27 protein-coding genes and 1 tRNA gene are annotated in these 24,681 nt (G+C 65.3%); 14 read left to right on the top strand and 14 right to left on the bottom strand.

Annotated features, from left to right (window positions below; all coding sequences use genetic code 11):
• Window positions 1-287: 287 nt before the first annotated feature.
• Complete coding sequence (ptsN, locus tag QXZ94_RS25770; protein ID WP_008962742.1) at window positions 288-749, top strand: PTS IIA-like nitrogen regulatory protein PtsN; 462 nt, start codon at window positions 288-290, stop codon at window positions 747-749.
• Between the two features lie 441 nt (window positions 750-1,190).
• On the opposite strand, the gene QXZ94_RS25765 is transcribed toward ptsN, so the two are convergent.
• The 9 genes from QXZ94_RS25765 to QXZ94_RS25725 all read right to left on the bottom strand — a co-directional run bounded on the left by QXZ94_RS25765 (window position 1,191) and on the right by QXZ94_RS25725 (window position 9,061).
• Window positions 1,191-1,697: a GNAT family N-acetyltransferase gene (locus QXZ94_RS25765; RefSeq protein ID WP_315723122.1), complete on the bottom strand. Its 507-nt coding sequence runs from the start codon at window positions 1,695-1,697 to the stop codon at window positions 1,191-1,193.
• 160 nt (window positions 1,698-1,857) lie between these two features.
• Complete coding sequence (locus tag QXZ94_RS25760; protein ID WP_315723120.1) at window positions 1,858-2,121, bottom strand: DUF1150 domain-containing protein; 264 nt, start codon at window positions 2,119-2,121, stop codon at window positions 1,858-1,860.
• A 58-nt stretch (window positions 2,122-2,179) separates the two neighbouring features.
• The gene (locus QXZ94_RS25755) at window positions 2,180-2,605 is read right to left on the bottom strand and encodes an Hsp20 family protein (RefSeq protein ID WP_006613108.1); all 426 of its coding nucleotides are present in this window, start codon (window positions 2,603-2,605) and stop codon (window positions 2,180-2,182) included.
• A gap of 132 nt (window positions 2,606-2,737) precedes the next feature.
• Window positions 2,738-3,817 carry a sn-glycerol-3-phosphate import ATP-binding protein UgpC gene (locus QXZ94_RS25750; protein ID WP_315723119.1) on the bottom strand — a complete coding sequence of 360 codons (1,080 nt, stop codon included), beginning with the start codon at window positions 3,815-3,817 and terminating at the stop codon, window positions 2,738-2,740.
• A gap of 136 nt (window positions 3,818-3,953) precedes the next feature.
• Window positions 3,954-4,802, bottom strand: a complete 849-nt coding sequence (gene ugpE, locus QXZ94_RS25745; RefSeq protein ID WP_315723116.1) for a sn-glycerol-3-phosphate ABC transporter permease UgpE — start codon at window positions 4,800-4,802, stop codon at window positions 3,954-3,956.
• On the bottom strand, window positions 4,802-5,683 hold the full coding sequence (gene ugpA / locus QXZ94_RS25740; RefSeq protein ID WP_315723114.1) for a sn-glycerol-3-phosphate ABC transporter permease UgpA: 882 nt from the start codon (window positions 5,681-5,683) through the stop codon (window positions 4,802-4,804). The genes ugpE and ugpA overlap by 1 nt, the downstream gene beginning before the upstream one ends.
• Window positions 5,684-5,768: 85 nt before the next feature.
• Window positions 5,769-7,085 carry a sn-glycerol-3-phosphate ABC transporter substrate-binding protein UgpB gene (ugpB, locus tag QXZ94_RS25735; RefSeq protein ID WP_315723112.1) on the bottom strand — a complete coding sequence of 439 codons (1,317 nt, stop codon included), beginning with the start codon at window positions 7,083-7,085 and terminating at the stop codon, window positions 5,769-5,771.
• A gap of 192 nt (window positions 7,086-7,277) precedes the next feature.
• Window positions 7,278-8,480 carry a CaiB/BaiF CoA-transferase family protein gene (locus tag QXZ94_RS25730; RefSeq protein ID WP_315723110.1) on the bottom strand — a complete coding sequence of 401 codons (1,203 nt, stop codon included), beginning with the start codon at window positions 8,478-8,480 and terminating at the stop codon, window positions 7,278-7,280.
• A 155-nt stretch (window positions 8,481-8,635) separates the two neighbouring features.
• Window positions 8,636-9,061 carry an organic hydroperoxide resistance protein gene (locus QXZ94_RS25725; RefSeq protein WP_172181901.1) on the bottom strand — a complete coding sequence of 142 codons (426 nt, stop codon included), beginning with the start codon at window positions 9,059-9,061 and terminating at the stop codon, window positions 8,636-8,638.
• Between the two features lie 174 nt (window positions 9,062-9,235).
• Here QXZ94_RS25725 and QXZ94_RS25720 point away from each other — a divergent pair, with 174 nt between their 5' ends.
• Entirely contained in the window at window positions 9,236-9,694 is a 459-nt protein-coding gene (locus QXZ94_RS25720; RefSeq protein WP_315723107.1) for a MarR family transcriptional regulator, read from the top strand.
• A 4-nt stretch (window positions 9,695-9,698) separates the two neighbouring features.
• On the opposite strand, the gene QXZ94_RS25715 is transcribed toward QXZ94_RS25720, so the two are convergent.
• From QXZ94_RS25715 to QXZ94_RS25705, 3 genes are all read right to left on the bottom strand, one after another.
• A complete protein-coding gene (locus tag QXZ94_RS25715; protein ID WP_315723105.1) occupies window positions 9,699-9,950 on the bottom strand; it encodes a GIY-YIG nuclease family protein in 252 nt (83 codons plus the stop codon).
• A gap of 165 nt (window positions 9,951-10,115) precedes the next feature.
• Window positions 10,116-10,191, bottom strand: a tRNA-Ala gene (locus tag QXZ94_RS25710).
• A gap of 81 nt (window positions 10,192-10,272) precedes the next feature.
• Window positions 10,273-10,680 (bottom strand): TIGR02300 family protein, encoded by a 408-nt coding sequence (locus QXZ94_RS25705; RefSeq protein WP_172113573.1) that lies wholly within the window; start codon window positions 10,678-10,680, stop codon window positions 10,273-10,275.
• Window positions 10,681-10,829: 149 nt separating this feature from the next.
• Between QXZ94_RS25705 and aroA the strand changes: the two genes are divergently transcribed.
• From aroA to trpB, 8 genes are all read left to right on the top strand, one after another.
• On the top strand, window positions 10,830-12,167 hold the full coding sequence (gene aroA / locus QXZ94_RS25700) for a 3-phosphoshikimate 1-carboxyvinyltransferase (protein ID WP_315723102.1): 1,338 nt from the start codon (window positions 10,830-10,832) through the stop codon (window positions 12,165-12,167).
• The gene (cmk, locus tag QXZ94_RS25695; protein WP_315723100.1) at window positions 12,164-12,802 is read left to right on the top strand and encodes a (d)CMP kinase; all 639 of its coding nucleotides are present in this window, start codon (window positions 12,164-12,166) and stop codon (window positions 12,800-12,802) included. The genes aroA and cmk overlap by 4 nt, the downstream gene beginning before the upstream one ends.
• Before the next feature lie 248 nt (window positions 12,803-13,050).
• Window positions 13,051-14,760 (top strand): 30S ribosomal protein S1, encoded by a 1,710-nt coding sequence (rpsA, locus tag QXZ94_RS25690; RefSeq protein ID WP_011923367.1) that lies wholly within the window; start codon window positions 13,051-13,053, stop codon window positions 14,758-14,760.
• Window positions 14,761-15,173: 413 nt separating this feature from the next.
• Window positions 15,174-16,154 carry a signal peptide peptidase SppA gene (gene sppA / locus QXZ94_RS25685; RefSeq protein ID WP_315723098.1) on the top strand — a complete coding sequence of 327 codons (981 nt, stop codon included), beginning with the start codon at window positions 15,174-15,176 and terminating at the stop codon, window positions 16,152-16,154.
• Between the two features lie 168 nt (window positions 16,155-16,322).
• Window positions 16,323-16,646 carry an integration host factor subunit beta gene (locus tag QXZ94_RS25680; protein ID WP_172113569.1) on the top strand — a complete coding sequence of 108 codons (324 nt, stop codon included), beginning with the start codon at window positions 16,323-16,325 and terminating at the stop codon, window positions 16,644-16,646.
• A 77-nt stretch (window positions 16,647-16,723) separates the two neighbouring features.
• Entirely contained in the window at window positions 16,724-17,116 is a 393-nt protein-coding gene (locus tag QXZ94_RS25675) for a lipopolysaccharide assembly protein LapA domain-containing protein (protein ID WP_315723096.1), read from the top strand.
• An 80-nt stretch (window positions 17,117-17,196) separates the two neighbouring features.
• On the top strand, window positions 17,197-17,856 hold the full coding sequence (locus tag QXZ94_RS25670; protein WP_315723094.1) for a phosphoribosylanthranilate isomerase: 660 nt from the start codon (window positions 17,197-17,199) through the stop codon (window positions 17,854-17,856).
• A complete protein-coding gene (gene trpB, locus QXZ94_RS25665; protein ID WP_172181919.1) occupies window positions 17,853-19,076 on the top strand; it encodes a tryptophan synthase subunit beta in 1,224 nt (407 codons plus the stop codon). Before QXZ94_RS25670 ends, trpB begins: the two co-directional genes overlap by 4 nt.
• 85 nt (window positions 19,077-19,161) lie before the next feature.
• On the opposite strand, the gene QXZ94_RS25660 is transcribed toward trpB, so the two are convergent.
• Window positions 19,162-19,509, bottom strand: a complete 348-nt coding sequence (locus tag QXZ94_RS25660) for an endonuclease domain-containing protein (RefSeq protein WP_315723090.1) — start codon at window positions 19,507-19,509, stop codon at window positions 19,162-19,164.
• A gap of 72 nt (window positions 19,510-19,581) precedes the next feature.
• Here QXZ94_RS25660 and trpA point away from each other — a divergent pair, with 72 nt between their 5' ends.
• The 4 genes from trpA to QXZ94_RS25640 all read left to right on the top strand — a co-directional run bounded on the left by trpA (window position 19,582) and on the right by QXZ94_RS25640 (window position 23,538).
• Window positions 19,582-20,418 carry a tryptophan synthase subunit alpha gene (gene trpA / locus QXZ94_RS25655; RefSeq protein ID WP_315723088.1) on the top strand — a complete coding sequence of 279 codons (837 nt, stop codon included), beginning with the start codon at window positions 19,582-19,584 and terminating at the stop codon, window positions 20,416-20,418.
• Window positions 20,419-20,512: 94 nt separating this feature from the next.
• Window positions 20,513-21,451, top strand: coding sequence for an acetyl-CoA carboxylase, carboxyltransferase subunit beta (gene accD / locus QXZ94_RS25650; RefSeq protein ID WP_315723086.1), 939 nt, complete (start codon window positions 20,513-20,515; stop codon window positions 21,449-21,451).
• Entirely contained in the window at window positions 21,448-22,785 is a 1,338-nt protein-coding gene (locus tag QXZ94_RS25645) for a folylpolyglutamate synthase/dihydrofolate synthase family protein (RefSeq protein WP_315723084.1), read from the top strand. The genes accD and QXZ94_RS25645 overlap by 4 nt, the downstream gene beginning before the upstream one ends.
• A gap of 12 nt (window positions 22,786-22,797) precedes the next feature.
• Window positions 22,798-23,538 (top strand): metallophosphoesterase family protein, encoded by a 741-nt coding sequence (locus QXZ94_RS25640; RefSeq protein WP_315723082.1) that lies wholly within the window; start codon window positions 22,798-22,800, stop codon window positions 23,536-23,538.
• On the opposite strand, the gene QXZ94_RS25635 is transcribed toward QXZ94_RS25640, so the two are convergent.
• Window positions 23,539-24,552 (bottom strand): ATP-dependent DNA ligase, encoded by a 1,014-nt coding sequence (locus QXZ94_RS25635; RefSeq protein ID WP_315726526.1) that lies wholly within the window; start codon window positions 24,550-24,552, stop codon window positions 23,539-23,541. It lies immediately after the preceding gene.
• Window positions 24,553-24,681: the final 129 nt, after the last annotated feature.

Genomic DNA, 24,681 nt, shown 5'->3' with positions numbered 1-24,681 from the left:
TCGGTTCCTGATCAGGTGGTTGGCGGGCCGATTGCGACGTCACGCCACGGTCGTGAACGGGTGCAATGAGGCGGTCGGAACGTTGGTGCCTTCAGGCTGCCACGCTCCGGCGATCTTTAAGGATAGGCAGCGGGAACATGCTTGCGGGTGTTGGCACGGCCGTTGCGTTGGGGTAGAAGCCCCTCGCATCGGACACGGGTTAAGCCCGCCTGCCGCCTCAGCTTCTTGACGCCGGTCTGTCCCGACCTATTTCGCACACTGACGGTTCAATCACCTCGGAACGCCCTATGCCGATTACCGATCTGGTCGCACCCGAGGCGATCCTGCCGGCTTTGAAGGTCATCAGTAAGAAGCAGGCGCTGCAGGAGCTTGCGGCGCGTGCCGCTGCGCTGACCGGGCAGAACGAACGCAACGTGTTCGAGGTGCTGCTGCAGCGGGAGAAGCTCGGCACCACCGCCGTCGGCTATGGCGTCGCGATCCCCCACGGCAAGCTGCCGAAGCTGGAAAAGCTGTTCGGCCTGTTCGCCCGCCTCGAGCGGCCGATCGACTTCGAGGCCATGGACGGCCAGCCGGTCGATCTGGTGTTCCTGCTGCTGGCGCCGGAAGGTGCCGGCGCCGACCATCTGAAGGCCCTGGCGCGCATCGCGCGCCTGCTGCGCGACCAGGACGTCGCCAAGAAGCTCCGCGCCTCGCGCGATGCCCAGGCGATCTATTCGGTACTGGCCCTGCCGCCGGCCTCGGCGGCCTGACGACTGCTTCCGCGCCTGGTTGCCCGCTTCTGCCTGCTTCCAGCGCGTGTTGCGTTCCCGCGCAATAGCCTCGTGCTGAGACTTCGACAATCACCAGTCTCTCCGTTCCCTCCCCCCTTGTGGGGGAGGGTCAGGGAGGGGGGTGGCCCAGGATGCCGCACGCAGTTGGTGAGCGACCGCCAGCACAACGGATCGCGCCAGCGGCAAGGGAAAATGCCGAGCGAGTCGTTCCTCAAATAAGGATCTCAGCTCTTCGCGTCACCGATGCGCATCCGAGGCCGAACGCCGGACGCGTTGTTGAAGCCATCCGCCAATGCGTCGTCGATTGCGCCCGCGGCTACCCCCCTCCCTGACCCTCCCCCACAAGGGGGGAGGGAACGGGGAGAGCGGTGATTGCGGGAGTCCGGAGCATCATGCGAGTCCGTCCAAACGCATTGCGCGCTAGGTCAACGGCTTGATCAGATAGCGCACCGTCTTGGTGCCGCCGTGGATGCCGGCTGTCGCCAGCGGCTCGAAGCCGAGCGCGGCGTGGAAGGCATCGGACTGCGGATTGGGCGGGTCGAGATTGACCTCGCAGACGATGCGCTGGTGCGCCGCTGTTTGCGCGTCGCGAATCAAGCTGTCGTAGAGCAGGCGCGCGAGTCCCTGGCCGCGCGCACTCTGCGCCACCACGATCCGATCGACATAGATGAAGCGATCATAGCGGGCGTGGAACCAGCGATAGTTCGGACTGTCGTAGTCGACGTTCTGGTCCAGCGCGATGATCAGTGCATCGGCGTCGCCGATCCGCCAAGCGCGCCACGCCTGCCCGATCAGACGTGCGAGCGCCTCGGGCGTCAGCCAGGACAGCTCGGATGCATGCGCATTGTTGAGCGCGAGCAGACCCGTCGATAGCGCAGCGTCGCTTCGTAGCTCGGCCGCGCTCACCGATGTGATCAACGGACTCATCTCGACGATCGTCATGGCAAGAAACTGGCAAGAAAAACTGGCAAGAAAAAAGGGCCGTCCCCTGGCTGGGGACCGCCCTCGTCGAGGGTGCATGAGCCGCTTGAGTCTCACAACAACGGCGTCTCGCAAGACGCCGTCGCGCATGACCTCCCGGTCTGGCCTAGTGCACGCTTACGGCCTGCAGCTCGTGGCTCCAAGCGTTGGCAATCGCGGCTTCGCGGCTGTCGGTGAGCATGATCGGCGTGCCGTCAGCGGCATGCAAGGCGAACAGCTTCAGTCCCGGCGCGATATGCGGAGCCTGCGGAAACAGTCCCGGCACGTCTTCGGAGCGGATCTGCTTCACATAGGCAATGTGACCCTCGCCCAAGGTGGCCAGTGACTCCAGGGAGACGGGGGATTCAGACGCAACATAACCTTCAGTCATGGTCTCGACTCCTTCTGAGACTCAAGCGGTCGAGTCCGCTACTCGTTCCATCGAACCATTATTCGTGTTCATTGATCGCTATTGTCTTAACGATCCGCTCAGGCTCCGGCCTGGCCAGATCGACCGACAACAACCCGTTCTTCAGGTCCGCACCGAGCACATGCATTCCCTCCGCCAGCACGAAGGTGCGCTGGAAGTGGCGCGCGGCGATGCCGCGATGAATGTATTGCCGGGTCTTGTCGTCCTGCTGCCGGCCGCGGATGACGAGCTGGTTTTCCTCAATGGTGACATCGAGTTGGTCGCGGGTGAAACCCGCCACCGCCAGCGTGATCCGCAGACGCTCGGGCTGGCCATTGGTGCGTTCGAACCGCTCGATATTGTAGGGCGGATAGCCGTCGGCACCTTTGACGACGCGGTCGAGCACACGCTCGATCTCGTCGAAGCCCAGAAGGAACGGGCTGGAGAGCGAAGGAACACGAGACATGGTTTACAAAGTCCTCTCGAAGCGACTTTGACGTTTCGGGACCCTGATGGCATCCCTTGAGCAGCAATATGGTCACGATCCCCGGGGCGTTCAAGCACCCCCGAGGGCCGGAACCACGTGGCTGTGGAAGAGCTAGACTGACAGCCTTTGCCGGCCGTCGGCCGAGAACAGATGCAGCTTGGCCCGGGGCGCAACCGCCCGAATCCGGGTGCCGACATCGGGAGCCGCGGTGCCCGGCAGCCGCACGATGACGTCGTTTGCGGTGGCGACGAGCCTGTCATCACCGCCGGAGTCCTGGCGCGCGCCGTAGAGATAGGTCTCCGCCCCGACATGCTCGATGGCGTCGACCCGAAGGTCGAGGCCGATCCCGCCCGCCGGTACGGCGTCTCCCAGCTCGAAATCCTCGGGCCGGATTCCAAGCTGTCCGGCGTCTGCGGGAACCGCGTCGGCGCCGAGCAGCTGGGCGCGGACGCCATCGACAGGCATCAGGTTCATCGGCGGCGCGCCGATGAAGGACGCCACGAAGGTCGTCGCCGGCTTCTGGTAGATCTCGAGCGGATTCCCGATCTGCTCGACCTTGCCGCCATTCATCACGACCAGGATGTCGGCCAGCGTCATCGCTTCGAGCTGATCGTGGGTGACGTAGATGGCCGTCGTCGCGAGCCGGCGCTGCAGCTTGCGAATCTCGACCCGCATCGCGATGCGCAGCTTGGCGTCGAGGTTCGACAGCGGCTCGTCGAACAGGAACACTTTCGGCTGGCGCACGATCGCGCGGCCCATCGCGACACGCTGGCGCTGGCCTCCGGACAGCTGTCGCGGCTTCCGTTCCAGCATGGTGCCGAGTTCGAGGATCCGTGCGGCGTCGTCGACGCGTGTCTTGATCTCGGTCTCCGCCATGCCGCGATTGCGCAGCCCATACGCCATGTTGTTGTAGACGGTCATATGCGGGTAGAGCGCGTAGTTCTGGAACACCATCGCGATGTCGCGCTCGGCCGGCTCGATCGCATTGACGACGCGGCCGCCGATGTCGATCTCGCCCGACGAGACCGTCTCCAGTCCGGCGACCATCCGCAGCAGCGTGGATTTGCCGCAGCCGGAGGGGCCGACGAGCACGCAGAACTGGCCGTCACCGACCTCGAAATCGATGCCTTTGATGGCCTCGAAGCCGCCGGGATAGATCTTGCGGACGTTGCGGAGCGTGACGTTGGCCATTGGTAATTACCGGTGATTCCTGAACGGCGAGCGATTGCTGGCGAATGGCGAATAGGGAGTCGCGAATAGATAAGGCGAACGGATCTTCATGTTCGAATGCCGCCATTCGCTCCTCGCCATTCGCACTTCGCCTCTCTCATTTTTCCGTCTCCACCAGACCCTTCACGAACAGACGCTGCATGAAGACGACGACGGCGACCGGCGGCAGCATCGCCAGCACGGCGGTCGCCATCGCGAGCTGCCATTCGGCGAGCTCGTCGGTCGTGGTCAGCATCTTCTTGATGCCGATCACGATGGTCTGCATCGAGTCCTTGGTGGTGATCAGCAACGGCCAGAGATACTGGTTCCAGCCGTAGATGAACTGGATCACGAACAGCGCCGCCACCGTCGTCATCGACAGCGGCAGCAGCGTGTCCCAGAAGAACCGCAGCGGTCCGGCGCCGTCGATGCGCGAGGCCTCCAGCAGCTCGTCCGGAATGGTCATGAAGAACTGCCGAAACAGCAGCGTGCCGGTCGCGGACGCGATCAGCGGCAGGATCAGCCCGGCATAGGTGTCGAGCATGCGCAGGTCGGCGACGACCTTGTAGGTCGGGTAGATGCGGACCTCGACCGGCAGCATCAGGGTGATGAAGATGATCCAGAACGCCGTCTTGCGGAACGGGAAGCGGAAGTAGACGATCGCGAACGCCGACAGGATCGAAATCAGGATCTTGCCGACCGCGATGCCGATCGCGGTGATGAACGAGTTCAGGAGCAGCACGCCGACCGGCTGGTTCATGAAGCGCGAGCCGCCGACGAAGACCGCGCGATAGTAGTTCTCGAGCATCCGGCCGCCCGGCGTGAGCGGCAAATTGCCGCTGACGACGGTCGCAGCGTCATAGGTCGAGGCGATGAAGGCGACGTAGACCGGGAAGGCGAAGATCAGCACGCCCAGCGAGAGCACGATGTAGGCGACGAGGTCCCGGAGCGGGCGATGCTCGACCATCAGTACTGCACCTTGCGCTCGACATAGCGGAACTGGATCGCGGTCAGCGCGATCACGATCACCATCAGCACCACGGACTGCGCCGCCGAGCCACCGAGGTCGCCGCCGAGCCGTCCGTCGGCGAACACCTTGTAGACCATCGTGGTGGTCGAGCCGGCCGGTCCGCCGGAGGTCACCGCATCGATGATGCCGAACGTCTCGAAGAACACGTAGACGATGTTGACGACGAGCAGGAAGAAGGTGGTCGGCGACAGCAGCGGGAAGATGATGGTCCAGAACCGGCGCAGCGGACCGGCGCCGTCGATCGCACCCGCCTCGATCACGCTCTTGGGGATCGCCTGCAGGCCGGCCAGGAAGAACAGGAAATTATAGGCGACCTGCTTCCAGACCGCCGCCATCACGACGAGCATCATCGCGTGCGTGCCGTTGAGCATCGGATTCCAGTCGAAGCCCATGACGCGCAGCGGCCGGGCAAGGGTGCCCAAGGTCGGATGGAAGATGAAGAACCACAGCACGCCGGCGATCGCAGGCGCCACCGCATAGGGCCAGATCATCAGCGTCTTGTACACCGAGGCGCCCTTGAGATTCTTGTCGGCCTGGGTGGCGAACAAGAGCGCGACGCCCAGCGACAACACGGTCACCAGCGAGGAGAACACCACGGTCGTGCCGATGGCGGTGTAATACTCCGGCTGGGCGAACAGCGCCTCGTAGTTCTCGAGCCCGACGAATTCGGAATTGAGGCCGAAGGCGTCCTCGCGCAGGAACGACTGCCAGATCGCCTGGCTGGCCGGCCAGTAGAAGAAGATCAGCGTGATCGCGAGCTGCGGCGCCAGCAGCAGGTAGGGCAGGAGCTTGCCGTTGAAGACGACCGACTTTTCCATTGAGCGCGCCGCGTGAGGGATAGAAGTGAGGCTTCCCCTCCGGTGGGAGAGGAAGCCTCTGGGACGGCCTGACTTTGCCGTTTCCTTACTTGGCCGTTTTCTCGAAGGTGCGCAACATCGCATTGCCGCGGGCAACGGCGGAATCGAGCGCCTCCTTGGCGGTCTTCTTGCCGGCGAGTGCGGCCTCGATCTCCTCGGCCCAGACGTCACGCATCTGCACCATGTTGCCGAAGCGCAGGCCGCGCGAATTCTCGGTCGGCGGCTTGTTGGTGAGCTCCTTCAGCGGCGTCTGCGGCACGGGGTTCTTGTCGTAGAAGCCGTCCGTCTTGGTCTTCTCATAGGCCGCGGTGGTGATCGGCAGATAGCCGGACTCCTGATGCAGCTTGGCCTGGCGGTTGGTGTCCGACAGGAAGGTGAAGAACTTGGCGACGCCCTTGTACTCGTTCGCCGTCTTGCCGCCCATCACCCACAGCGAGGCGCCGCCGATGATCGAGTTCTGCGGTGCGCCCTGCACGTCCGGATAATATGGCATCGGCGCCGAGGTGAAGTCGAACTTCGCGGTGCTCTTGGCGGTGGCGTAGTAGCCCGACGAGGTCATGAAGATCGCGCATTCGCCGGAGCCGAACCGGCTCTCGGAGGCCGAGCCGCGGCCGGAATAGTCGTAGGTCTTGTCCTTCTGCAGCTCGACGAGGTTCTGCAGGTGCTTGACGTGCAGCGGGCTGTTGAACTCGAGCACGGTGTCGAAGCCGTCGAGGCCGTTGGCCTTGGTGCCGATCGGCACGTTGTGCCAGGCCGAGAACTGCTCGATATGGGCCCAGGACGCCCAGGCATTGGAGAAGCCGCAGGTCTCGTGACCGGCCGCCTTCAGCTTCTTGGCGGCGTCGAACACTTCCGGCCAGGTCTTCGGGATCTCGGCAACGCCGGCCTTCTTCAGCTCGTCCTTGTTGATCCACATCACCATCGAGGACGAGTTGAACGGGAACGACAGCATGTCGCCCTTGGAGGTCGAATAGTAGCCGGTAATCGCCGGCAGATAGGCCTTCGGGTCGAACGGCTCGCCGGCCTCCTTCATCAGCTCGTAGACCGGCTTGATCGCGCCCTTGGCGCTCATCATCGTCGCGGTGCCGACCTCGAACACCTGCATGATGTGAGGCGCATTGCCGGCGCGGAACGCGGCGATGCCGGCATTCATCGTGTCGGGATAGGCGCCCTTGAAGGTCGGCACGACCTTGTAGTCGCTCTGCGAGGCGTTGAATTCCTCGGCGAGCTTGTTGACGATGTCGTTGTTGCCGCCGGTCATGGCGTGCCACCACTGGATTTCAGTCACCGCGAGTGCGGGTGACGCCGCAAAACCAAAGGTGGCTGCAACGGCAGTCGCAGCAGCGAATTGTCGAAATGACATCAAAAAGATCCTCCCATGAACGTCATCGGTCGTGGCGGCCGTTAACAGCGCCAGATGACAGTTATGTGAATGTATAGACGTATGACCTGACGCGGGAAAGCCACGCGCAGTGCGTCCGCGAAAAGCGGTAAATCGCATCTCTCCGTTATCGCGCCGTGGTGCGACGCGGCGACGGGAGCGCGTGCGATGCGGTCAGCGTTTGCGTTCCGTGCAGACGGTTCCAGCGGCACGCAGCGATTCGATCTCGCTCGGCGAGTAGCCGAATTCGCTCAGCACCTCCTCGGCGTGCTCGCTGTATTTCGGCGGCGTGGAGCGCAGGCTCGGCTTGGTGCGTTCGAGCCGGATCGGCGAGGCCACCCCCTTGTACCAGTCCTTCTCGATGACATCGCCGCGGTACAGCGTGTGCGGATTGGTCAGTGCCTGGTCGATCTTCTGCACCGGGCCGGCGGGCAGGCCAGCGGCGAGCAGGCGGTCGCACAGCGGCTCGGCCTCGAACTGGCGGAACACGGCGGCGAGCTCGGCGCGCAGCGCCTCGCGATTGGCGACCCGGTCGCGGTTGCGCGCGAAGCGCGGATCGGTGCCGAACTCGGGGCGGCCGATCTCCTTGGCGAGCTTGCGGAACGTGCCGTCATTGCCGACGCCGATGAAGATGTCGTCGGTCTTGGTCGGGAAGATCGCGTAGGGAACGAGGTTCGGATGCTCGTTGCCGGTCAGCGACGGTGGCTTGCCGTGCATGAAGTAGTTGGCGGTGTGCGGATGCATGATCGCCAGGCCAGTTTCGTATAGCGTGACTTCGAGGAACTGGCCTTGTCCCGAACGCTGCCGTTCCGACAGCGCCATCAGGATGCCGATCGCGGCATAGAGGCCCGTGGTGATGTCGACCAAGGGCACGCCGATTCGCATCGGGCCGCTCTCGGGCGAGCCGGTCGCCGCGATCATGCCGGTCATCGCCTGGATGATCGCGTCATAGCCGGGATTGCCGCCGCGCGGCCCGTCGGCGCCGAAGCCGCAGATGCGGCAGTGCACGAGCTTGGGAAATTTCTCGCGCAGCACGTCGCTGCCGATGCCCCATTTCTCGAGCGTGCCGGGCTTGAAGTTCTCGATCAGCACGTCGGCCGTCTCGAGCATCCGCATCAGCACGACGCGTCCGCCCTCGGAAGCGAGGTCGAGGCCGATCGAGCGCTTGTTGCGGTTGATGCCGACGAAGTAGGCCGCGTCCTCGTCGTGGAACGGAGGGCCCCAGTCGCGCACCTCGTCGCCGGCCGGCGGCTCGACCTTGATCACGTCGGCGCCGTGGTCGGCCAGGATCTGCGTGCAATAGGGGCCGCCGAGCACGCGCGTGAGATCGATCACGCGCAGGCCGGCCATGGCGCCGGGAGCAAATTGAGGGGTCATCAGGACGATCGCGAGGTTGGTTTCAACTCGCGGTCATTAAGCATTGCCGCAGCGCTCGCGCAAACGAGCTTGCGCGAATGCCGCCCTGGCGAAAACGGAGGGCCGGCCTGCGGCAGGAGCGCGACGCAACCCCTGCCGCAGGGCGGAATTCAACCTCAGACGACGGACAGCTTGACGTCGACGTTGTTGCGGGTGGCGTTCGAGTAAGGGCACACCTGATGGGCCTTCTCGACCAGCGCCTCGGCATCCGCCTTGGCAAGGCCGGGCAGCGAGACCGCGAGCTCGACGGTGATGCCGAAGCCGCCCTCGGAGCGCGGGCCGATGCCGACCGTGGACGTCACCGACGCATCGGACGGAACCTTCGGGCCGCCCTGGGACGCGACGAACTTCATCGCGCCGATGAAGCAGGCGGCGTAGCCGGCAGCGAACAGCTGCTCCGGATTGTTGCCGGGGCCGCCGCCACCGCCGAGCTCCTTCGGGGTGGAGAGCTTGACGCTCAGCGAGCCGTCGAGGGTTGCGGCCTCGCCGTCGCGGCCGCCGGTGGCCTTGGCGCTGGTCTTGTAGAGCACGTTCACGGACATGGGGGGTCTCCGGGGTTGGATGGAGTGAAATTCAGTGAGGCGTGTATTGCACACAATTAGATTGCGAACAATATAATTGTTCGGTAGAAAATTCGTGATCGGTGCGTCCCGGTCGTTGCCGCCGCCCTCGCGCAACGCCCAAGATGTGCCCGACGATCCATCCCTGGTGTGACCATGCCCAAGAAGACGACAGCCGACGTGCCCCTCCAGCTCGGCAGCCAGCTCTGCTTCGCGGTCTATTCGACGGCCCACGCGTTCAACCGCGTCTACAAGCCGCTGCTCGACCGCCTTGGCCTGACCTATCCGCAGTATCTGGTGATGCTGGTGCTGTGGGAGGGCGATGGTCTTACCGTGAAGGAGATCGGCGCGCGGCTGTTCCTGGATTCCGGCACGCTGACCCCGCTGCTCAAGCGCATGGAGGCGCTGCATCTGCTGACACGGACGCGATCGGCCGAGGACGAGCGCCAGGTGCTGGTGACGCTGACAGGGCAGGGGTCGGCGTTGCGGGAGAAGGCGCGGGCCATCGTGCCCCCGGCGATCCTGGACGCGACAGGCTGCTCGATCGCGGAGCTGGCCGACCTGCACGGCAAGTTGGTGAAGCTAAGGGAGCGGCTGGAGGCGGCGGTGGAGTGAGGGCTCAAGCCGGACCGAGCAGGCGCTTCCTCGAAAAGGCGCGGCCTGAATGCGACTTCAAATAGGCTTCAAACGCCAACGCGCGGTGCTTGTCAGGAAAGGCGCAATACCAGACGAGCATCCAAGGCGCGAATTTGGAGGTATGGGCCGAGCGCCCAGCGTTGTGATCCTTCAGGCGCTGTTTGATGTCCGCGCTCGCGCCAATGTATTCCTGCTCGGGAAAGGCGAGGCTCCGGATGATGTAGACGTACCACATGGAGAGGCGCTCGCTGCAATGGGCCGCTGGCGCGCAGTCTGTGGTGAAAAAAGGAGTTTGTCAGCCATTCTAAGCCCGGCTTCGCCAAGTGGCTTCGCCGGGCACCACGCTTCGCCCTTCGGGCTCCGTCGTGGCTGCGCCACGCGTAGCCCGAAGGGCGAAGCGTGGTGGAGCCAGGCGGGATCGAACCGCCGACCTCTTGCATGCCATGCAAGCGCTCTCCCAGCTGAGCTATGGCCCCTGAACCGAACCGGCGGTCTGGGTGACCGCCGGGGAGCACCGTGAACCACAGTTCGCGGCTGATCTCAAGTACCTTCGACGATTATTCTTCGTCGCCGCCGACATCGCCGATGATGTCCGTGACATCCTCGTCGCCTTCTTCCTCGTCGGCGATGAAGGTCGAGTCGTCATCCTCGTCGTCGTCGAGCGTCTCGTCGATCTCGATGTCGTCTTCCGACTCGGGAACGACCGCCTTGACCTTGCCGGTGTTCTCCTCGGCATCGGCCTCCTCGAGCGACACCAGCTCTTCGGCCTCCGCGGCCTCCGGCGCCACGTCTGCCGTCGCCGCGGCCCGAGCCGCCTCGCCGCGCATGGCGCGGGTCGGAGCCACGGGCGCGATCGGCACCACCTCGCCGGTGTAGGGCGAAATCACCGGATTCTTGTTGAGGTCATAGAACTTTTTGCCCGTGGTCGGGCAAATGCGTTTGGTTCCGAGCTCGGATTTGGCCACGTGCAGGCGTCCTGGCAATGTCTGAAAAGCGGTGTCTCACTTGGCTAGTTGCCGCGCCGCTGTCAATAGCGCTTTCAACCGGAAATCACGGCCCGTGACGGGCGCGGGACCCTGTGATACCTGCCGCTCGGAAACACGAGGATCCCGCCGTGAGCACGTCAGCCGCCCCGACCCCACTCGAATCCCGCGCGTCCGGCCCTCTTGCGGGCACGATTCGCGTGCCCGGCGACAAGTCGATCTCGCACCGGGCGCTGATCCTGGGCGCCCTGTCGGTCGGTGAAACCCGGATTTCCGGCCTGTTGGAGGGCGAGGACGTCCTCAACACCGCAAAATCGATGCGGGCGCTCGGCGCCAAGGTCGAACGCACGGGCGAATTCGCCTGGACCGTGCATGGCGTCGGCGTCGGCGGCTTCGCCCAGCCCGCCGCGACGCTCGATTTCGGCAACTCCGGCACGGGCTGCCGGCTGGTCATGGGCGCGGTCGCCGGCTGCCCGATCACGGCGGTGTTCGACGGCGACGCCTCGCTGCGCAGCCGGCCGATGCGCCGCATCCTCGATCCGCTGGCGCTGATGGGCGCCAAGGTGACCGCCAGCGCCGAGGGCGGCAAGCTTCCGTTAACCCTGCAGGGCGCCAGCAATCCCATTCCGATCGAGTACCGCACGCCGGTCGCCTCGGCGCAGATCAAGTCGGCCGTGCTGCTGGCCGGCCTTTCCGCCCCCGGCGTCACCACGGTGATCGAGCAGGAGGCGAGCCGCGACCATACCGAGCTGATGCTGAAGCATTTCGGCGCCGAGATCGTCACCACGCCGGAAGGATCGCATGGCCGGCGGATCGCGCTGACCGGCCAGCCTGAGCTGCGCGGCGCGCCGGTCATCGTGCCGGCCGACCCGTCCTCGGCCGCGTTCCCGCTGGTCGCCGCCCTGATCGTCGACGGCTCGGATCTCGTGCTGTCGGACGTCATGACCAACCCGCTGCGCACCGGCCTGTTCACGACCTTGCGCGAGATGGGTGCCTCGATCGAGGAGGACGACGTCCGCGGCGATGCCGGCGAGCCGATGGCCCGGCTGCGTGTGCGCGCCTCGAAGCTCAAGGGCGTCGTGGTGCCGCCGGAGCGCGCGCCGTCGATGATCGACGAATACCTCGTCCTTGCCGTCGCCGCGGCCTATGCGGAGGGCACGACCGTGATGCGCGGCCTGCACGAGCTGCGGGTCAAGGAATCCGACCGGCTGGAAGCCACCGCGGCGATGCTGCGCGTCAACGGCGTCAAGGTCGAGATCACCGGCGACGATCTGATCGTCGAGGGCCGCGGCCACGTCCCTGGCGGCGGCCTCGTCGCCACCCACATGGATCACCGCATCGCGATGTCCGCGCTGGTGATGGGCCTCGCCTCCGACAAGCCGGTCACGGTCGACGACACCGCCTTCATCGCCACCAGCTTCCCCGATTTCATCCCGCTGATGCGCAAGGCGGGCGCGGATTTCGCATGATCATCGCCATCGACGGACCGGCTGCCTCGGGCAAGGGCACCATGGCCAAGCGCCTCGCGGCGCATTATGGCCTCAGGCATCTGGATACGGGCGTGATCTACCGGGCGGTCGCGCATGCGCTGCTGACGGCCGGCATCGACCTCAAGGACGAAGCGCGGGCGGCTGAGGTCGCCATGACCCTGGATCCCTCGACCTTCGACAATCCGGCGTTCCGCTCGCATGAGGTCGGCTCGGCGGCCTCGGTGGTCTCGGCACTCCCCAAAGTGCGCGAGGCGCTGCTGGCGTTCCAGCGCCAGTTCGCCAGCCAGCCGCCGGGGGCCGTGCTCGACGGCCGCGACATCGGAACCGTGATCTGTCCGGACGCTGAGGTGAAGATCTACGTCGTGGCCGACCCCAAGATCCGGGCACATCGCCGCACCCTCGAGGCGCGCTCCCGGGGCGAGCCGGCCGACGAGACGGCCATCCTGGCCGACATCCTGGCGCGCGACGAACGCGACCAGAACCGCCCCGTGGCCCCTTTGAAACAAGCCCCGGATGCTTACTTGCTTGATAACTCCCATTTGGATATAGAGGGCGGCGTCCGGGCCGCCATCGACATCGTCGAGGCCGTTCGAGCGGGCCGTCAGCGGGTTTGATTTCCGCTGATGTCATTGGAGGAACTGCCCGCTCCCGCCCTTGACCGTCGATAGCTCGATTGCGGTTCAATCGGGTCCGATCAGCCGGACGAACTTCATACGTATCGCATGTGCAGGCATTGCCGGCCCGCGTCGTTGCGCTTCTTGCGCACCCGCGGACGTCTGGGGATTTGTGGACCTCCAGGCACTGCCCATCCGATGCGCCGATCAACCCCAAGCTGGCGAGAATGTCCGCATCTGGAGAACCAATGGCTTCGAGTATCTCTGCTAATTCCTACAATCCCAGCCGCGATGATTTTGCCGCGATGCTGGACGAGTCCTTCACGAAGGGCAACCTTCAGGAAAGCTCCGTCGTCAAGGGCAAGGTCGTCGCGATCGAGAAGGACATGGCCGTCATCGACGTCGGCCTGAAGACCGAAGGCCGCGTGGCGCTGCGTGAATTTTCCGGTCCCGGCCGCGACAGCGAGCTGAAGGTCGGTGACGAGGTCGAAGTGTTCCTCGACCGCATCGAGAACGCGCTCGGCGAAGCCGTGCTGTCGCGCGACAAGGCGCGCCGCGAGGAGAGCTGGGGCAAGCTCGAGAAGGCGTTCCAGAACAACGAAAAGGTCAACGGCGTCATCTTCAACCAGGTCAAGGGCGGCTTCACCGTCGATCTGGATGGCGCCGTCGCCTTCCTGCCGCGCTCGCAGGTCGACATCCGTCCGATCCGCGACGTTGCGCCGCTGATGAACAATTCGCAGCCGTTCCAGATCCTCAAGATGGATCGTCGCCGCGGCAACATCGTCGTGTCGCGCCGCACCGTGCTGGAAGAGACCCGCGCCGAGCAGCGCCAGGAGCTGGTGCAGAACCTCGAAGAGGGTCAGGTCATCGACGGCGTCGTCAAGAACATCACCGATTACGGTGCGTTCGTCGACCTCGGCGGCATCGACGGCCTGCTGCACGTCACCGACATCGCGTGGCGCCGCGTCAACCATCCGACCGAGGTGCTCTCCATCGGTCAGACGGTCAAGGTCAAGATCATCAAGATCAACCACGAGACGCACCGCATCTCGCTCGGCATGAAGCAGCTGCTGGACGATCCGTGGCAGGGCATCGAGGCCAAGTACCCGCTGCAGGCCCGCTTCCACGGCCGCGTCACCAACATCACCGACTACGGCGCGTTCGTCGAGCTCGAGCCGGGCATCGAAGGCCTGATCCACGTCTCCGAGATGTCGTGGACCAAGAAGAACATGCACCCCGGCAAGATCGTGTCGACCTCGCAGGAGGTCGAAGTGCAGGTGCTCGAGGTCGACAGCGTCAAGCGCCGCATCTCGCTCGGTCTCAAGCAGACCATGCGCAATCCGTGGGAGGTCTTCGTCGAGAAGCATCCGACGGGTTCGGTCGTCGAGGGCGAGGTCAAGAACAAGACCGAGTTCGGCCTGTTCCTGGGTCTCGAAGGCGACGTCGACGGCATGGTCCATCTGTCGGACCTCGACTGGAAGCTGCCGGGCGAGCAGGTCATCGACAACTACAAGAAGGGCGACATGGTCAAGGCCGTGGTGCTCGACGTCGACGTGGAGAAGGAGCGCATCTCGCTCGGCATCAAGCAGCTCGAAGGCGACCCCTTCGCCGAGCCGGGCGATGTCAAGAAGGGTGCGGTCGTGACTTGCGAAGTGCTGGACGTCAAGGATGGCGGCATCGACGTCAAGATCACCGGCACCGACTTCACCACCTTCATCAAGCGTTCCGAGCTTGCGCGCGATCGCAACGATCAGCGCACCGAGCGGTTCGCCGTCGGTGAGAAGGTCGATGCCCGCGTGATCCAGTTCGACAAGAAGGCCCGCAAGGTCCAGGTGTCGATCAAGGCGCTGGAAGTCGCGGAAGAGAAGGAAGCGATCGCGCAGTACGGCTCGTCCGATTCGGGCGCGACGCTGGGCGACATTCTCGGCACCGCCCTCAAGAACCGCGATTCGAAGTAAGGCTTCGGACCGCGTGATCAGATCAAAGCCCCGGCTCGCGCCGGGGCTTTTTTTGTGGCGCCGAGACATGTCGTCCAGACCGCGTCCCACCTATCGCCTATGCTCATATGTCGCGGCGAACGAACCTGGAGCTTAGTTACTCCGTCATGCCCGGGCTTGTCCCGGGCATCCACGTGGCTCCCAAGAAGCCGAACGACGTGGATGGCCGGGACAAGCCCGGCCATGACGACGTGGAGAAAGATGAGCGCAAAATTCGATGGTCGAAAACGGCAAGCCTGCGCCGAGCCCCCCGACCCTTCGGTGGCCCCGGGGCGAGCCTTCCTTTCTTCAAATTGCGCCGCGATTGATGTAATCGGATAACGAGATATTCAGGCTGCGGATGCAAAACGCGCCGAGACTTCCAGGAGCTGTCCATGTCGCTAGATTCCGATGTGATCGTCGATCGCCGCAGGCTGCGCCGCAAGCTGACGTTCTGGCGCGTGGTCGCGGTGCTGATTGCGGTTGCTGCTCTTTCCGCCGTCGGCCTCGCGATGTCGCCGCGCGGGCGCACCGCGCTGTCCACCTCCGGCTCGATTGCCCGCGTCAACATCGAGGGCCTGATCCGCAGCGACCATGAGCGCGTCGAGGCGCTCGAGCGGCTCGAGAACTCGTCGGCCGAGGCCGTCGTCGTTCACATCAACTCGCCGGGGGGCACCACCGCGGGCTCCGAGCAGCTCTACGATTCGCTGGTGCGACTGAAGGCGAAGAAGCCGCTCGTCGTCGTGGTCGAGGGGCTCGCCGCCTCCGGCGGTTACATCGGCGCGATCGCCGCCGATCACATCGTCGCGCAGCAGAGTTCGCTGGTCGGATCGATCGGCGTGTTGTTCCAGTATCCCAATGTCAGCGAGCTGCTGAAGACGGTCGGTGTGAAGATCGAGGAGGTGAAATCCTCGCCGCTGAAGGCCGCGCCGAACGGCTATGAGCCGACCAGCCCGGAAGCGCGCGCCGCGCTCGACGCCCTGGTCAAGGATTCCTATGCCTGGTTCCGTGGGCTGGTGAAGGATCGCCGCGCCATGAACGATGAGCAGTTGGAGAAGGTGGCCGATGGCCGCGTCTTCACCGGACGGCAGGCGATCGAGCTCAAGTTGATCGACGAACTCGGCGACGAGAAGACCGCGGTCGCCTGGCTGGTGGCCAACAAGAACGTGAAGAAAGATCTGCCGGTCCGCGACTACAAGCTGGTGCCGCGCTTCGGCGACCTCACCTTCCTGCGGACCGCGACCTCGGTGGCGCTCGACGCCGTCGGTCTGTCCGGCATCGCGCGGCAGATCGAGCGCACCGGCGTCGTCCAGGCCGTCGATCGGATCGGCCTCGACGGCATGCTGGCGCTGTGGACGCCCGCGCCGGGGAATTGAAACCCGCCAAGACCATGGTCATGACGATTGACACGTGGAGCGTGTGCCGCGGCGTGCCCGAGATTGGGCCACGAAAGCCGATTCACGGGCCCGATGAATGATTTAGCGTCTTGACAGTCCTGCATATTTTCACGGAAATGGGACTGTCTCCCCGGGTACATTTTCTCGATGATCAAATCCGAGCTTGTTCAGCGTATCGCCGAGCACAACCCGCACCTCTACCAGCGGGATGTCGAGAACATCGTCAATGCGATCCTCGATGAGATCGTCGCGGCGCTCGCCCGCGGTGATCGTGTCGAGCTGCGTGGCTTCGGTGCGTTCTCGGTCAAGCACCGGCCGGCCCGCGCCGGGCGCAATCCACGGACGGGCGCCCATGTTCCGGTCGACCAGAAGAGCGTCCCGTTCTTCAAGACGGGCAAGGAAATGCGCGAGCGGCTGAATCGGGACCATCCCGGTGGCGCTGGCGCCGAGTCCGACGATACCGACGAGTGACGCGTTTCGCGCCGAACGTGCCGGTCGTTCGCGGCTGATTTCGAGGCGAGTCCGGCCAGACTGATACGAGCGAGCGCATGCGAAAATTCCTCACGGTTGTGATCGTCCTTCCGCTTCTGGTGTTGTTCGTCGTCTTTGCCGTCGCCAATCGGCATTTCGTTACCGTATCGTTCGATCCGTTCAACGCGACGGATCCGGCGCTTGCGGCCTCGGTCCCGCTGTTCGCCTTGATCCTCGCGGTTGCGATCCTGGGCGTGATCGCCGGCGGCTGCGCGACCTGGATCGGCCAGCGCCGCTGGCGACGGGCCGCACGCCGCCATCAGGCCGAGGCTGATGCGGCCCGGGCCCAGATCGCGCAACTGAGCGCAGCGGCACGTGCCAACCAAGGCTCGGCACAATCCCTGGTTCCGGTTGCTCCGGCCCGGCTGTTCGCCCCTTATGGGCGAGACAAGCAGGGCGCCGCGTTGTAGAAGGCGCGCAATGCCCGGCCGGCCTTCGGAAGCTGTCGGGCGCTGGTGATCCTTTCCGCCCGGACGTGCGTTGTTCAGTGATGTCCCTGCTCGTCAAAATCTGCGGCCTGACCACGCCCGACACGCTCGGCGCGGCGCTCGACGCCGGTGCCGACATGGTGGGGTTCGTGTTCTTTCCGCCGTCGCCTCGCCATGTCGGTTTGACCGCCGCGCGCGAGCTCGGCCAGCAGGCCAGGGGACGCGCGCTCAAGGTTGCGCTCACGGTGGATGCCGATGATGCGACGTTCGAGAACATCGTCGAGACCCTGCGCCCGGATCTCCTTCAGCTGCATGGCCGCGAGAGCATCGCGCGGATTCGCGACCTCAAGCAGCGCTTCGGCCTGCCGGTCATGAAGGCCATTCCCGTCGAGACGGCCGCCGACCTCGCGCCGCTGGCCGGCTATGCCGACGTCTGCGACCGCATCCTGTTCGACGCGCGGGCGCCGAAGGATGCGACGCGCCCGGGCGGACTGGGGGCCACGTTCGACTGGCATGTGCTTCAAGGGCTGACGCTCGATCGACCCTTCATGGTCTCGGGTGGCCTGAGCGCCGATAACGTCGCCGAGGCTGTGCGGACCACGCGCGCTGGCGGCGTCGACGTGTCGTCCGGCGTCGAGCGGACGCCGGGCGTGAAGGATTGCGACTTGATCCGGGATTTCATTCGCGCGGCGCGGGCCGCTGAAGAGTTGAGCGTTCAATGACGACAGCCATTCCCAATTCCTACCGCAGCGGTCCGGATGACCGCGGTCATTTCGGCATTTTCGGCGGCCGCTTCGTCGCCGAAACCCTGATGCCGCTGATCCTCGATCTGGAAAAGGCCTATGCCGAGGCCAAGGCCGACCCGGCGTTCCATGCCGAGATGACCGGCTATCTCAAGCACTATGTCGGCCGTCCCTCGCCGCTGTATTTCGCGGAGCGCCTGACCGAGCATCTCGGTGGCGCCAAGATCTACTTCAAGCGCGAGGAGCTCAATCACACGGGCTCGCACAAGGTCAACAACGTGCTCGGCCAGATCATGGTCGCGCGCCGCATGGGCAAGAAGCGAATCATCGCCGAGACCGGCGCCGGCCAGCATGGCGTGGCGACGGCGACGCTGTGCGCGCGCTTCGGGCTCGACTGCGTGGTCTACATGGGCGCCGTCGACGTCGAGCGGCAGCAGCCCAACGTGATCCGCATGGAGATGCTGGGCGCCAAGGTGGTGCCGGTGCAGTCCGGCGCCAAGACGCTGAAGGACGCGATGAACGAGGCGCTGCGTGACTGGGTCACCAACGTCCACAACACGTTCTACTGCATCGGCACGGTCGCCGGCCCGCACCCCTATCCGATGATGGTGCGCGACTTCCAGTCGGTGATCGGCGCCGAGACCCGCACGCAGATGCAGGAGGCCGAAGGCCGCCTGCCGGACTCGCTGATTGCCTGTATCGGCGGCGGCTCCAACGCAATGGGCCTGTTTCACCCGTTCCTCGACGATCCCTCGGTGGAGATCTACGGCGTCGAAGCCGCGGGCCATGGCCTGACGCAGCTGCATGCCGCCTCGATCGCCGGCGGCCGTCCCGGCGTCCTGCACGGCAACCGCACCTATCTGCTGATGAACGAGGACGGCCAGATCGATGAGGCGCATTCGATCTCGGCCGGCCTCGACTATCCCGGCATCGGACCGGAGCACTCCTGGCTGCACGACGTCGGCCGCGTGAACTATCTCTCGGCGACGGACGAGGAAGCGCTGGCCGCGTTCCAGCTGCTGTCGCGGCTCGAGGGCATCATCCCGGCGCTCGAGCCGGCGCATGCCATCGCCAAGGTGATGGAGCTCGCGCCGAAGAAGCCGAAGGACCACCTGATGGTGGTGAACATGTCCGGCCGCGGCGACAAGGACGTGCCGCAGGTCGGCGACATCCTGCGAGGAAGGGCCAGAGCACAGTGATGGCCGATCGCTCGGTGCCTCTTCACCTCTCCCCATCGGGGAGAGGTCGGCTGCGTAGCAGCCGGGTGAGGGGGCTTGGCTCCGCTCAGTCAGATCGAAGTGTACTCGCGATGGCCTCAAGCACGCCGTCAAGATTCTCGTATATGTCGACGTTCGTGACTCGAAGGACGAAAAAGCCACAGGCCTCGAGAACTGCCGTTCTTGCGTCGTCCCTTGCTACTTCCGAAGCGGTCGAATGCGTTGCTCCGTCCACCTCAATAACGAGCTTGCCGGCCAGCGTGACGAAATCGACGACATACCGGTCGATCGCGTGCTGGCGCCGGAACTTCCATCGCGCCAACCTGCGGTTACGCAGCGCCTGCCAGAGCTTGTCTTCCGCGCTGGTTTGTGACGCCCGAAGGGCGCGGGATCGCTTCTTGAATCTGTCTTCCATCCCCCTCACCCGGCTGCTGCGCAGCCGACCTCTCCCCACAGGGGAGAGGTATAGCACCCTCCGGGCCGCCCAATGACAACAAGAATGGATGCGCGCTTCGCGCAGTTGAAGAAGGAAGGCCGCTCGGCGTTCGTCACCTTCGTGATGGGGGGCGACCCCGATCCGGAGACCTCGCTCGCGATCGTGAAGGCGCTGCCGCAGGCGGGCGCTGATATCATCGAGATCGGCATGCCGTTCACCGATCCGATGGCTGATGGACCGTCGATCCAGGCGGCTGGCCTGCGCGCGCTGAAGGCAGGCATGACGTTGAAGAAGACGCTTGGTCTCGTGCGCAGCTTCCGCGAGAGCGACGCTGACACGCCAATCGTGCTGATGGGCTACTACAATCCGATTTACATCTACGGCGTCGACAAGTTCCTCGATGACGCCAAGAGCGCCGGCGTCGACGGCCTGATCATTGTCGACCTGCCGCCGGAGGAGGACACCGAGCTGTGCATTCCGGCTCTCAAGGCCGGGCTCAACTTCATCCGCCTGGCGACACCGACCACCGATGACAAGCGGCTGCCGGCCGTGCTCGCGAACACCTCCGGCTTCGTCTACTACGTCTCGATCACCGGTATCACCGGCGCGGCTGCCGCGGATTCCTCCGCCGTGGGCGCCGCCGTGGCGCGAATCAAGCGTCACACGGCGCTGCCCGTCTGCGTCGGTTTCGGCATCCGGACACCGGAGACCGCCCGCGCCATCGCTGCCAATGCCGACGGCGCCGTGGTCGGCACCGCCCTGGTCGACGCGCTGAAGGCGAGCCTGGACGCCGAAGGCCGCGCCACGCCCAAGACCGTCAGCGCGGTCGCCGACCTCGCAGCCGCCCTGGCCCGGGGCGTCCGGGGCGCCCAGCAGGCCGCGGAATAGCCATCAACCACTCGTGTAGGGAGCGCCGCGGCATGGCTTGCCGTGGCGCTGCCGTCCCGCCATATATCCGGGCGACCGCCAAACGGAGCTTTTCATGAACTGGCTTACCAACGTGGTCCGGCCGAAGATCCGCAACATCCTGCGCCGCGAGACGCCGGAGAACCTCTGGATCAAGTGCCCGGATTCCGGACAGCTTGTGTTCTACAAGGACGTCGAGGCGAACCAGTTCGTCATTCCCGGCTCCAACTACCACATGCGCATGGGCGCGGGCGCGCGGCTGAAGTCGATGTTCGACAACGAGACCTGGTTCGACGTCGCGTTGCCCGAGGTGACGCCCGACCCGCTGAAATTCCGTGACGAGCGCCGCTATGCCGATCGCATCAAGGATGCGCGGGCGCGCACCGGCATGAACGATGCCGTGAAGGTCGGTTTCGGCAAGCTCGAAGGCATGGGCGTCGTCATCGCGGTGCAGGATTTCGACTTCATGGGCGGCTCGCTCGGCATGGCCGCGGGCGAAGCCATCGTGCGCGGGCTGGAGCTCGCGCTCGAGAAGAAGTCGCCGTTCATCGTGTTCGCGGCCTCCGGCGGCGCCCGCATGCAGGAAGGCATCCTGTCGCTGATGCAGATGCCGCGCACCACGGTCGCCGTGCAGATGCTGCGCGAAGCCAAACTGCCCTACATCGTCGTGCAGACCAATCCGACCACCGGCGGCGTCACCGCGTCCTATGCGATGCTGGGCGACGTCCACATCGCCGAGCCCGGCGCGCTGATCGGCTTCGCCGGCGCCCGCGTCATCGAGCAGACCATTCGCGAGAAGCTGCCCGAAGGCTTCCAGCGTGCCGAATATCTGCTCGACCACGGCATGGTCGACATGGTCGTGCACCGTCATGACCTGCGCCCGACCCTGGCGCGGCTGTGCCGGCTGCTGACCAAGGCGCCGGCCGTCGAACAGCCAAAACCCGCGCCGCAGCTGCCGCCGCCGGCCAAGCCCGCCGAAGCGGCGGAAGCGCCGGCGGTCGCAACGAGCGCGTGAACGCTTCCGCCGCAAAGCCTTCGCTCGACGAGCTGATCACGCGCCTCTCCGCGCTGCATCCGAGCAAGATCTCGCTCGGGCTGGAACGCATGCAACGGCTGCTCGCGCAGCTGGATCATCCCGAGCGCAAGCTGCCGGCGGTGATCCATGTCGCCGGAACCAACGGCAAGGGCTCCACGGTCGCCTATCTCCGCGCGATCCTCGAAGCGGCGGGGCTGCGCGTCCACGTCTTCACCTCTCCGTGGCTGGTGCGAATCAATGAGAGCTATCGGCTGGGCAAGGTCGGCGGCGGCGTCCTCGTCGAGGATGATGAGCTGATCGACGCGTTCTTGGAGTGCGAGCGTGTCAACGCGGGGGAGCCAATCACCTTCTTCGAGGTGAAGACCGTCGCGGCGTTCGTATTGTTCGCGAGACATCCGGCAGATGTCGTGCTCCTGGAAGTCGGACTCGGCGGCCGGCTCGATTCGACCAACGTTGTCGATCAGGTCGCGGCGTCCGTGCTGACGCCGATCAGCATGGACCACATGGAATTCCTCGGCGACACCCGCGCGCTGATCGCAGCCGAGAAGGCGGCCATCATCAAGCGCGGCTGCCCGGTGATCTCGGCGGCGCAGGAGCCGGATGCGATGGCGGTGATCGAGCGGGAGGCCAGGCGCCAGCGCGCGCCGCTGTTTGCCGCCGGCGAGAGCTGGCACGTCAGCGTCGAGCGCAACCGTCTCGTCTATCAGGACGATCGCGGTCTCCTTGATCTTCCGGCGCCCAAACTGTTCGGCCGGCATCAGTTCGACAATGCGGGGCTCGCGATCGCGACCCTGCGCGCGCTCGATCAGTTCAAGCTGACGACGAAGGCGTTCGAGGAAGGTATCGTCAATGCCGAGTGGCCGGCGCGGATGCAGCGGTTGTCGAACGGTGCGCTCACCGCGATCGCGCCGCAGGGTGCGGAGATCTGGCTCGACGGCGGCCACAATGCCGAAGGCGGCCGCGTCGTCGCGGCCGCGATCGGCGACCTCGAAGAGCGTATCTCGCGGCAGCTCGTCGTCATCGTCGGCATGATGGGCAACAAGGATGCCGCGGCCTTCCTCGCCAATTTCGCCGGGCTGACGCGCCACATCATCGTCGTGCCGATCCCGAACGAGAGCAAGGCGATGGCGCCCACTGATCTCGCGGCGGCTGCGCGCACGCTCGGCATGCGCGTCGAGATCGCGGACGGCGTGGCGTCCGCGCTCGCCGGCATCGCGCGGCTTGCCTATGAGGTGCCGCCGCGTATTCTGATCACGGGGTCGCTTTATCTCGCAGGCCACGTGCTCGACCTCAACGGCACGCCGCCGACCTGAGGACAACACCATATGCGCTTCGCCGCGATCGCCGACGTCCACGGCAATCATCTCGCACTCGAAGCCGTGCTCGCCGATATCCGTGCGCAGGGCGTGACCGAGATTGTCGATCTCGGCGACATGGCGAGCGGCCCGCTCGATGCGCGAAAGTCGCTCGACAGGCTGATGGCGCTCGATGCCGTGCATGTGCGCGGCAATCATGATCGCTGGCTGATCGACCGCCCGTTCGAGACAATGGGCGCGTGGGAGCGCCCGGCCTATCCGCAGCTCGACGCTGGGCATCTCGACTGGCTGCGCACGATCCCGGCGACGGCGGTCTATCGCGATCAGGTGTTTCTGTGCCATGCGACGCCTGAGGACGACAATGTCTACTGGCTGGAGAGCGTGGCGCCGGACGGCGCGATCACGTGTGCGACGCTCGATGAGATCGAGAAACGGGCCGTCGGCATTTCGCAGTCGCTGATCCTGTGCGGCCATACCCACACGGCACGCGCCGTCCGCCTGCGTGACGGCCGACTGATCGTCAATCCGGGCAGCGTCGGTAGCCCCGGCTATTCCTACAACGTGCCGCATCCGCATGTGGTGCAGGCCGGCAGCCCCGACGCGCGCTACGCGATCCTGGAGCTGACGCCGGCCGGTTGGAGCGTCAGCTTCCGCCATGTCCCTTACGACCATCGCGCGATGGCCGAGCTGGCGCGCTCCAACGGCGACGCAGAGTTCGCCTCGGCGCTGGCGACCGGCTGGATCCGCTGATCAGGCGAGCAGCTTCAGGGGATCCGCGACCTTCTGCGCGAGCTGATCGAAGGTGCATTGCTTCGGCGGCTTGTCCGGACGCCAGCGCAGGATCGAGGTGCCGTGGCGGAAACGCTCGCCGGAGAAATGGTCGTAGCAGACCTCGATCACCAGCTTCGGCTTGAGCGGGCACCATTCTGCTGAGCGCTCGGTGGACCAGCGGCTCGGTCCGCCCGGCGCGTTGCCGGTGAAGCCGGGCGGCGCGATCAGCGGCTCGAGCCTGTCGGTCAGCGCGGGCTTGTCCGCTGCCTTCAGCGCCGAGGTGAAGCCGACATGGTGCAGCAGGCCGCTGTCGTCGTAGAGGCCTAGCAAAAGCGAGCCGACCAGCTTGCGGCCGTTCGCGCCCTTGTTGGTTGCGTAGCGGAAGCCGCCGATCACGCAATCGGCGGAGCGATACCGCTTGATCTTCTGCATGCCGTCGCGATTTCCCGCCTGGTAGGGAAGGTCGATCCGCTTGGCGATCACGCCGTCGGACCCGCCGCCGGACTGCGCCAGCCAGTCCTGCGCCGTCGCGAAGCGTGTGGTCGCGGGCGAGAGCCGGAAGGTCGGATGAGCAGTGAAATTCGCCTTGGCGAACGCTTCCAGCGCCGGGCGCCGCTCGTGCAGCGTCTGCGCGACCAGCTCTTTGTCCTTCGCCGTCGCCAGCAGGTCGAAGGCGAGGAACAGCGCCGGCGTCTCCACGGATAGTTTCTTCACCCGGCTGGCGGCGGGATGGATTCGCTGCAGCAGCGCGTCGAACGAGAACGATGTCGCCTGCGGCACCACCAGCTCGCCATCGAGCGTGAAGCTGATCGCGTTGAGCTCGCGCGCGGCGGCGACGATCTCCGGGAAGTAGCGCGCGAGGTCCTCGCCGGCCTTGGACTGCATCGTCACATGAGCGCCGTCGCGCGACAGCAGGCAGCGGAAGCCGTCCCATTTCGGCTCGTACTGCCATTCCTCGCCGCGCGGGATCGCATCCACCGAGCGCGCCTCCATGGCCAGAAGGCCTGACTTGCGGGAGGGCGAGCGATGAGCACGGGCGGGCATGGCGACATCCGAAAACGCGAAAACATACCCCTCAACGCAAACGGCCGGCGAATCCGCCGGCCGTTCGAGAAAAATCCT

Source organism: Bradyrhizobium sp. SZCCHNS2022, from assembly GCF_032377575.1.
Lineage (GTDB): Bacteria > Pseudomonadota > Alphaproteobacteria > Rhizobiales > Xanthobacteraceae > Bradyrhizobium > Bradyrhizobium aeschynomenes.
This window is presented reverse-complemented; position numbering and strand designations above follow the sequence as displayed.

What these genes read in the sequence shown, in the direction of transcription:
- QXZ94_RS25670 (WP_315723094.1), top strand. Translation starts at nt 17,197, where the DNA reads ATGTCCCTGCTCGTCAAAATCTGCGGCCTGACCACGCCCGACACGCTC.
- accD (WP_315723086.1), top strand. Translation starts at nt 20,513, where the DNA reads ATGAACTGGCTTACCAACGTGGTCCGGCCGAAGATCCGCAACATCCTG.
- QXZ94_RS25675 (WP_315723096.1), top strand. Translation starts at nt 16,724, where the DNA reads ATGCGAAAATTCCTCACGGTTGTGATCGTCCTTCCGCTTCTGGTGTTG.
- rpsA (WP_011923367.1), top strand. Translation starts at nt 13,051, where the DNA reads ATGGCTTCGAGTATCTCTGCTAATTCCTACAATCCCAGCCGCGATGAT.
- QXZ94_RS25760 (WP_315723120.1), bottom strand. Translation starts at nt 2,121, where the DNA reads ATGACTGAAGGTTATGTTGCGTCTGAATCCCCCGTCTCCCTGGAGTCA.
- QXZ94_RS25660 (WP_315723090.1), bottom strand. Translation starts at nt 19,509, where the DNA reads ATGGAAGACAGATTCAAGAAGCGATCCCGCGCCCTTCGGGCGTCACAA.
- QXZ94_RS25640 (WP_315723082.1), top strand. Translation starts at nt 22,798, where the DNA reads ATGCGCTTCGCCGCGATCGCCGACGTCCACGGCAATCATCTCGCACTC.
- QXZ94_RS25765 (WP_315723122.1), bottom strand. Translation starts at nt 1,697, where the DNA reads ATGAGTCCGTTGATCACATCGGTGAGCGCGGCCGAGCTACGAAGCGAC.
- QXZ94_RS25715 (WP_315723105.1), bottom strand. Translation starts at nt 9,950, where the DNA reads ATGTGGTACGTCTACATCATCCGGAGCCTCGCCTTTCCCGAGCAGGAA.
- QXZ94_RS25750 (WP_315723119.1), bottom strand. Translation starts at nt 3,817, where the DNA reads ATGGCCAACGTCACGCTCCGCAACGTCCGCAAGATCTATCCCGGCGGC.
- QXZ94_RS25635 (WP_315726526.1), bottom strand. Translation starts at nt 24,552, where the DNA reads ATGGAGGCGCGCTCGGTGGATGCGATCCCGCGCGGCGAGGAATGGCAG.
- QXZ94_RS25755 (WP_006613108.1), bottom strand. Translation starts at nt 2,605, where the DNA reads ATGTCTCGTGTTCCTTCGCTCTCCAGCCCGTTCCTTCTGGGCTTCGAC.
- trpA (WP_315723088.1), top strand. Translation starts at nt 19,582, where the DNA reads ATGACAACAAGAATGGATGCGCGCTTCGCGCAGTTGAAGAAGGAAGGC.
- ugpA (WP_315723114.1), bottom strand. Translation starts at nt 5,683, where the DNA reads ATGGAAAAGTCGGTCGTCTTCAACGGCAAGCTCCTGCCCTACCTGCTG.
- QXZ94_RS25720 (WP_315723107.1), top strand. Translation starts at nt 9,236, where the DNA reads ATGCCCAAGAAGACGACAGCCGACGTGCCCCTCCAGCTCGGCAGCCAG.
- sppA (WP_315723098.1), top strand. Translation starts at nt 15,174, where the DNA reads ATGTCGCTAGATTCCGATGTGATCGTCGATCGCCGCAGGCTGCGCCGC.
- ugpE (WP_315723116.1), bottom strand. Translation starts at nt 4,802, where the DNA reads ATGGTCGAGCATCGCCCGCTCCGGGACCTCGTCGCCTACATCGTGCTC.
- trpB (WP_172181919.1), top strand. Translation starts at nt 17,853, where the DNA reads ATGACGACAGCCATTCCCAATTCCTACCGCAGCGGTCCGGATGACCGC.
- ptsN (WP_008962742.1), top strand. Translation starts at nt 288, where the DNA reads ATGCCGATTACCGATCTGGTCGCACCCGAGGCGATCCTGCCGGCTTTG.
- QXZ94_RS25680 (WP_172113569.1), top strand. Translation starts at nt 16,323, where the DNA reads ATGATCAAATCCGAGCTTGTTCAGCGTATCGCCGAGCACAACCCGCAC.
- ugpB (WP_315723112.1), bottom strand. Translation starts at nt 7,085, where the DNA reads ATGTCATTTCGACAATTCGCTGCTGCGACTGCCGTTGCAGCCACCTTT.
- cmk (WP_315723100.1), top strand. Translation starts at nt 12,164, where the DNA reads ATGATCATCGCCATCGACGGACCGGCTGCCTCGGGCAAGGGCACCATG.
- QXZ94_RS25725 (WP_172181901.1), bottom strand. Translation starts at nt 9,061, where the DNA reads ATGTCCGTGAACGTGCTCTACAAGACCAGCGCCAAGGCCACCGGCGGC.
- QXZ94_RS25730 (WP_315723110.1), bottom strand. Translation starts at nt 8,480, where the DNA reads ATGACCCCTCAATTTGCTCCCGGCGCCATGGCCGGCCTGCGCGTGATC.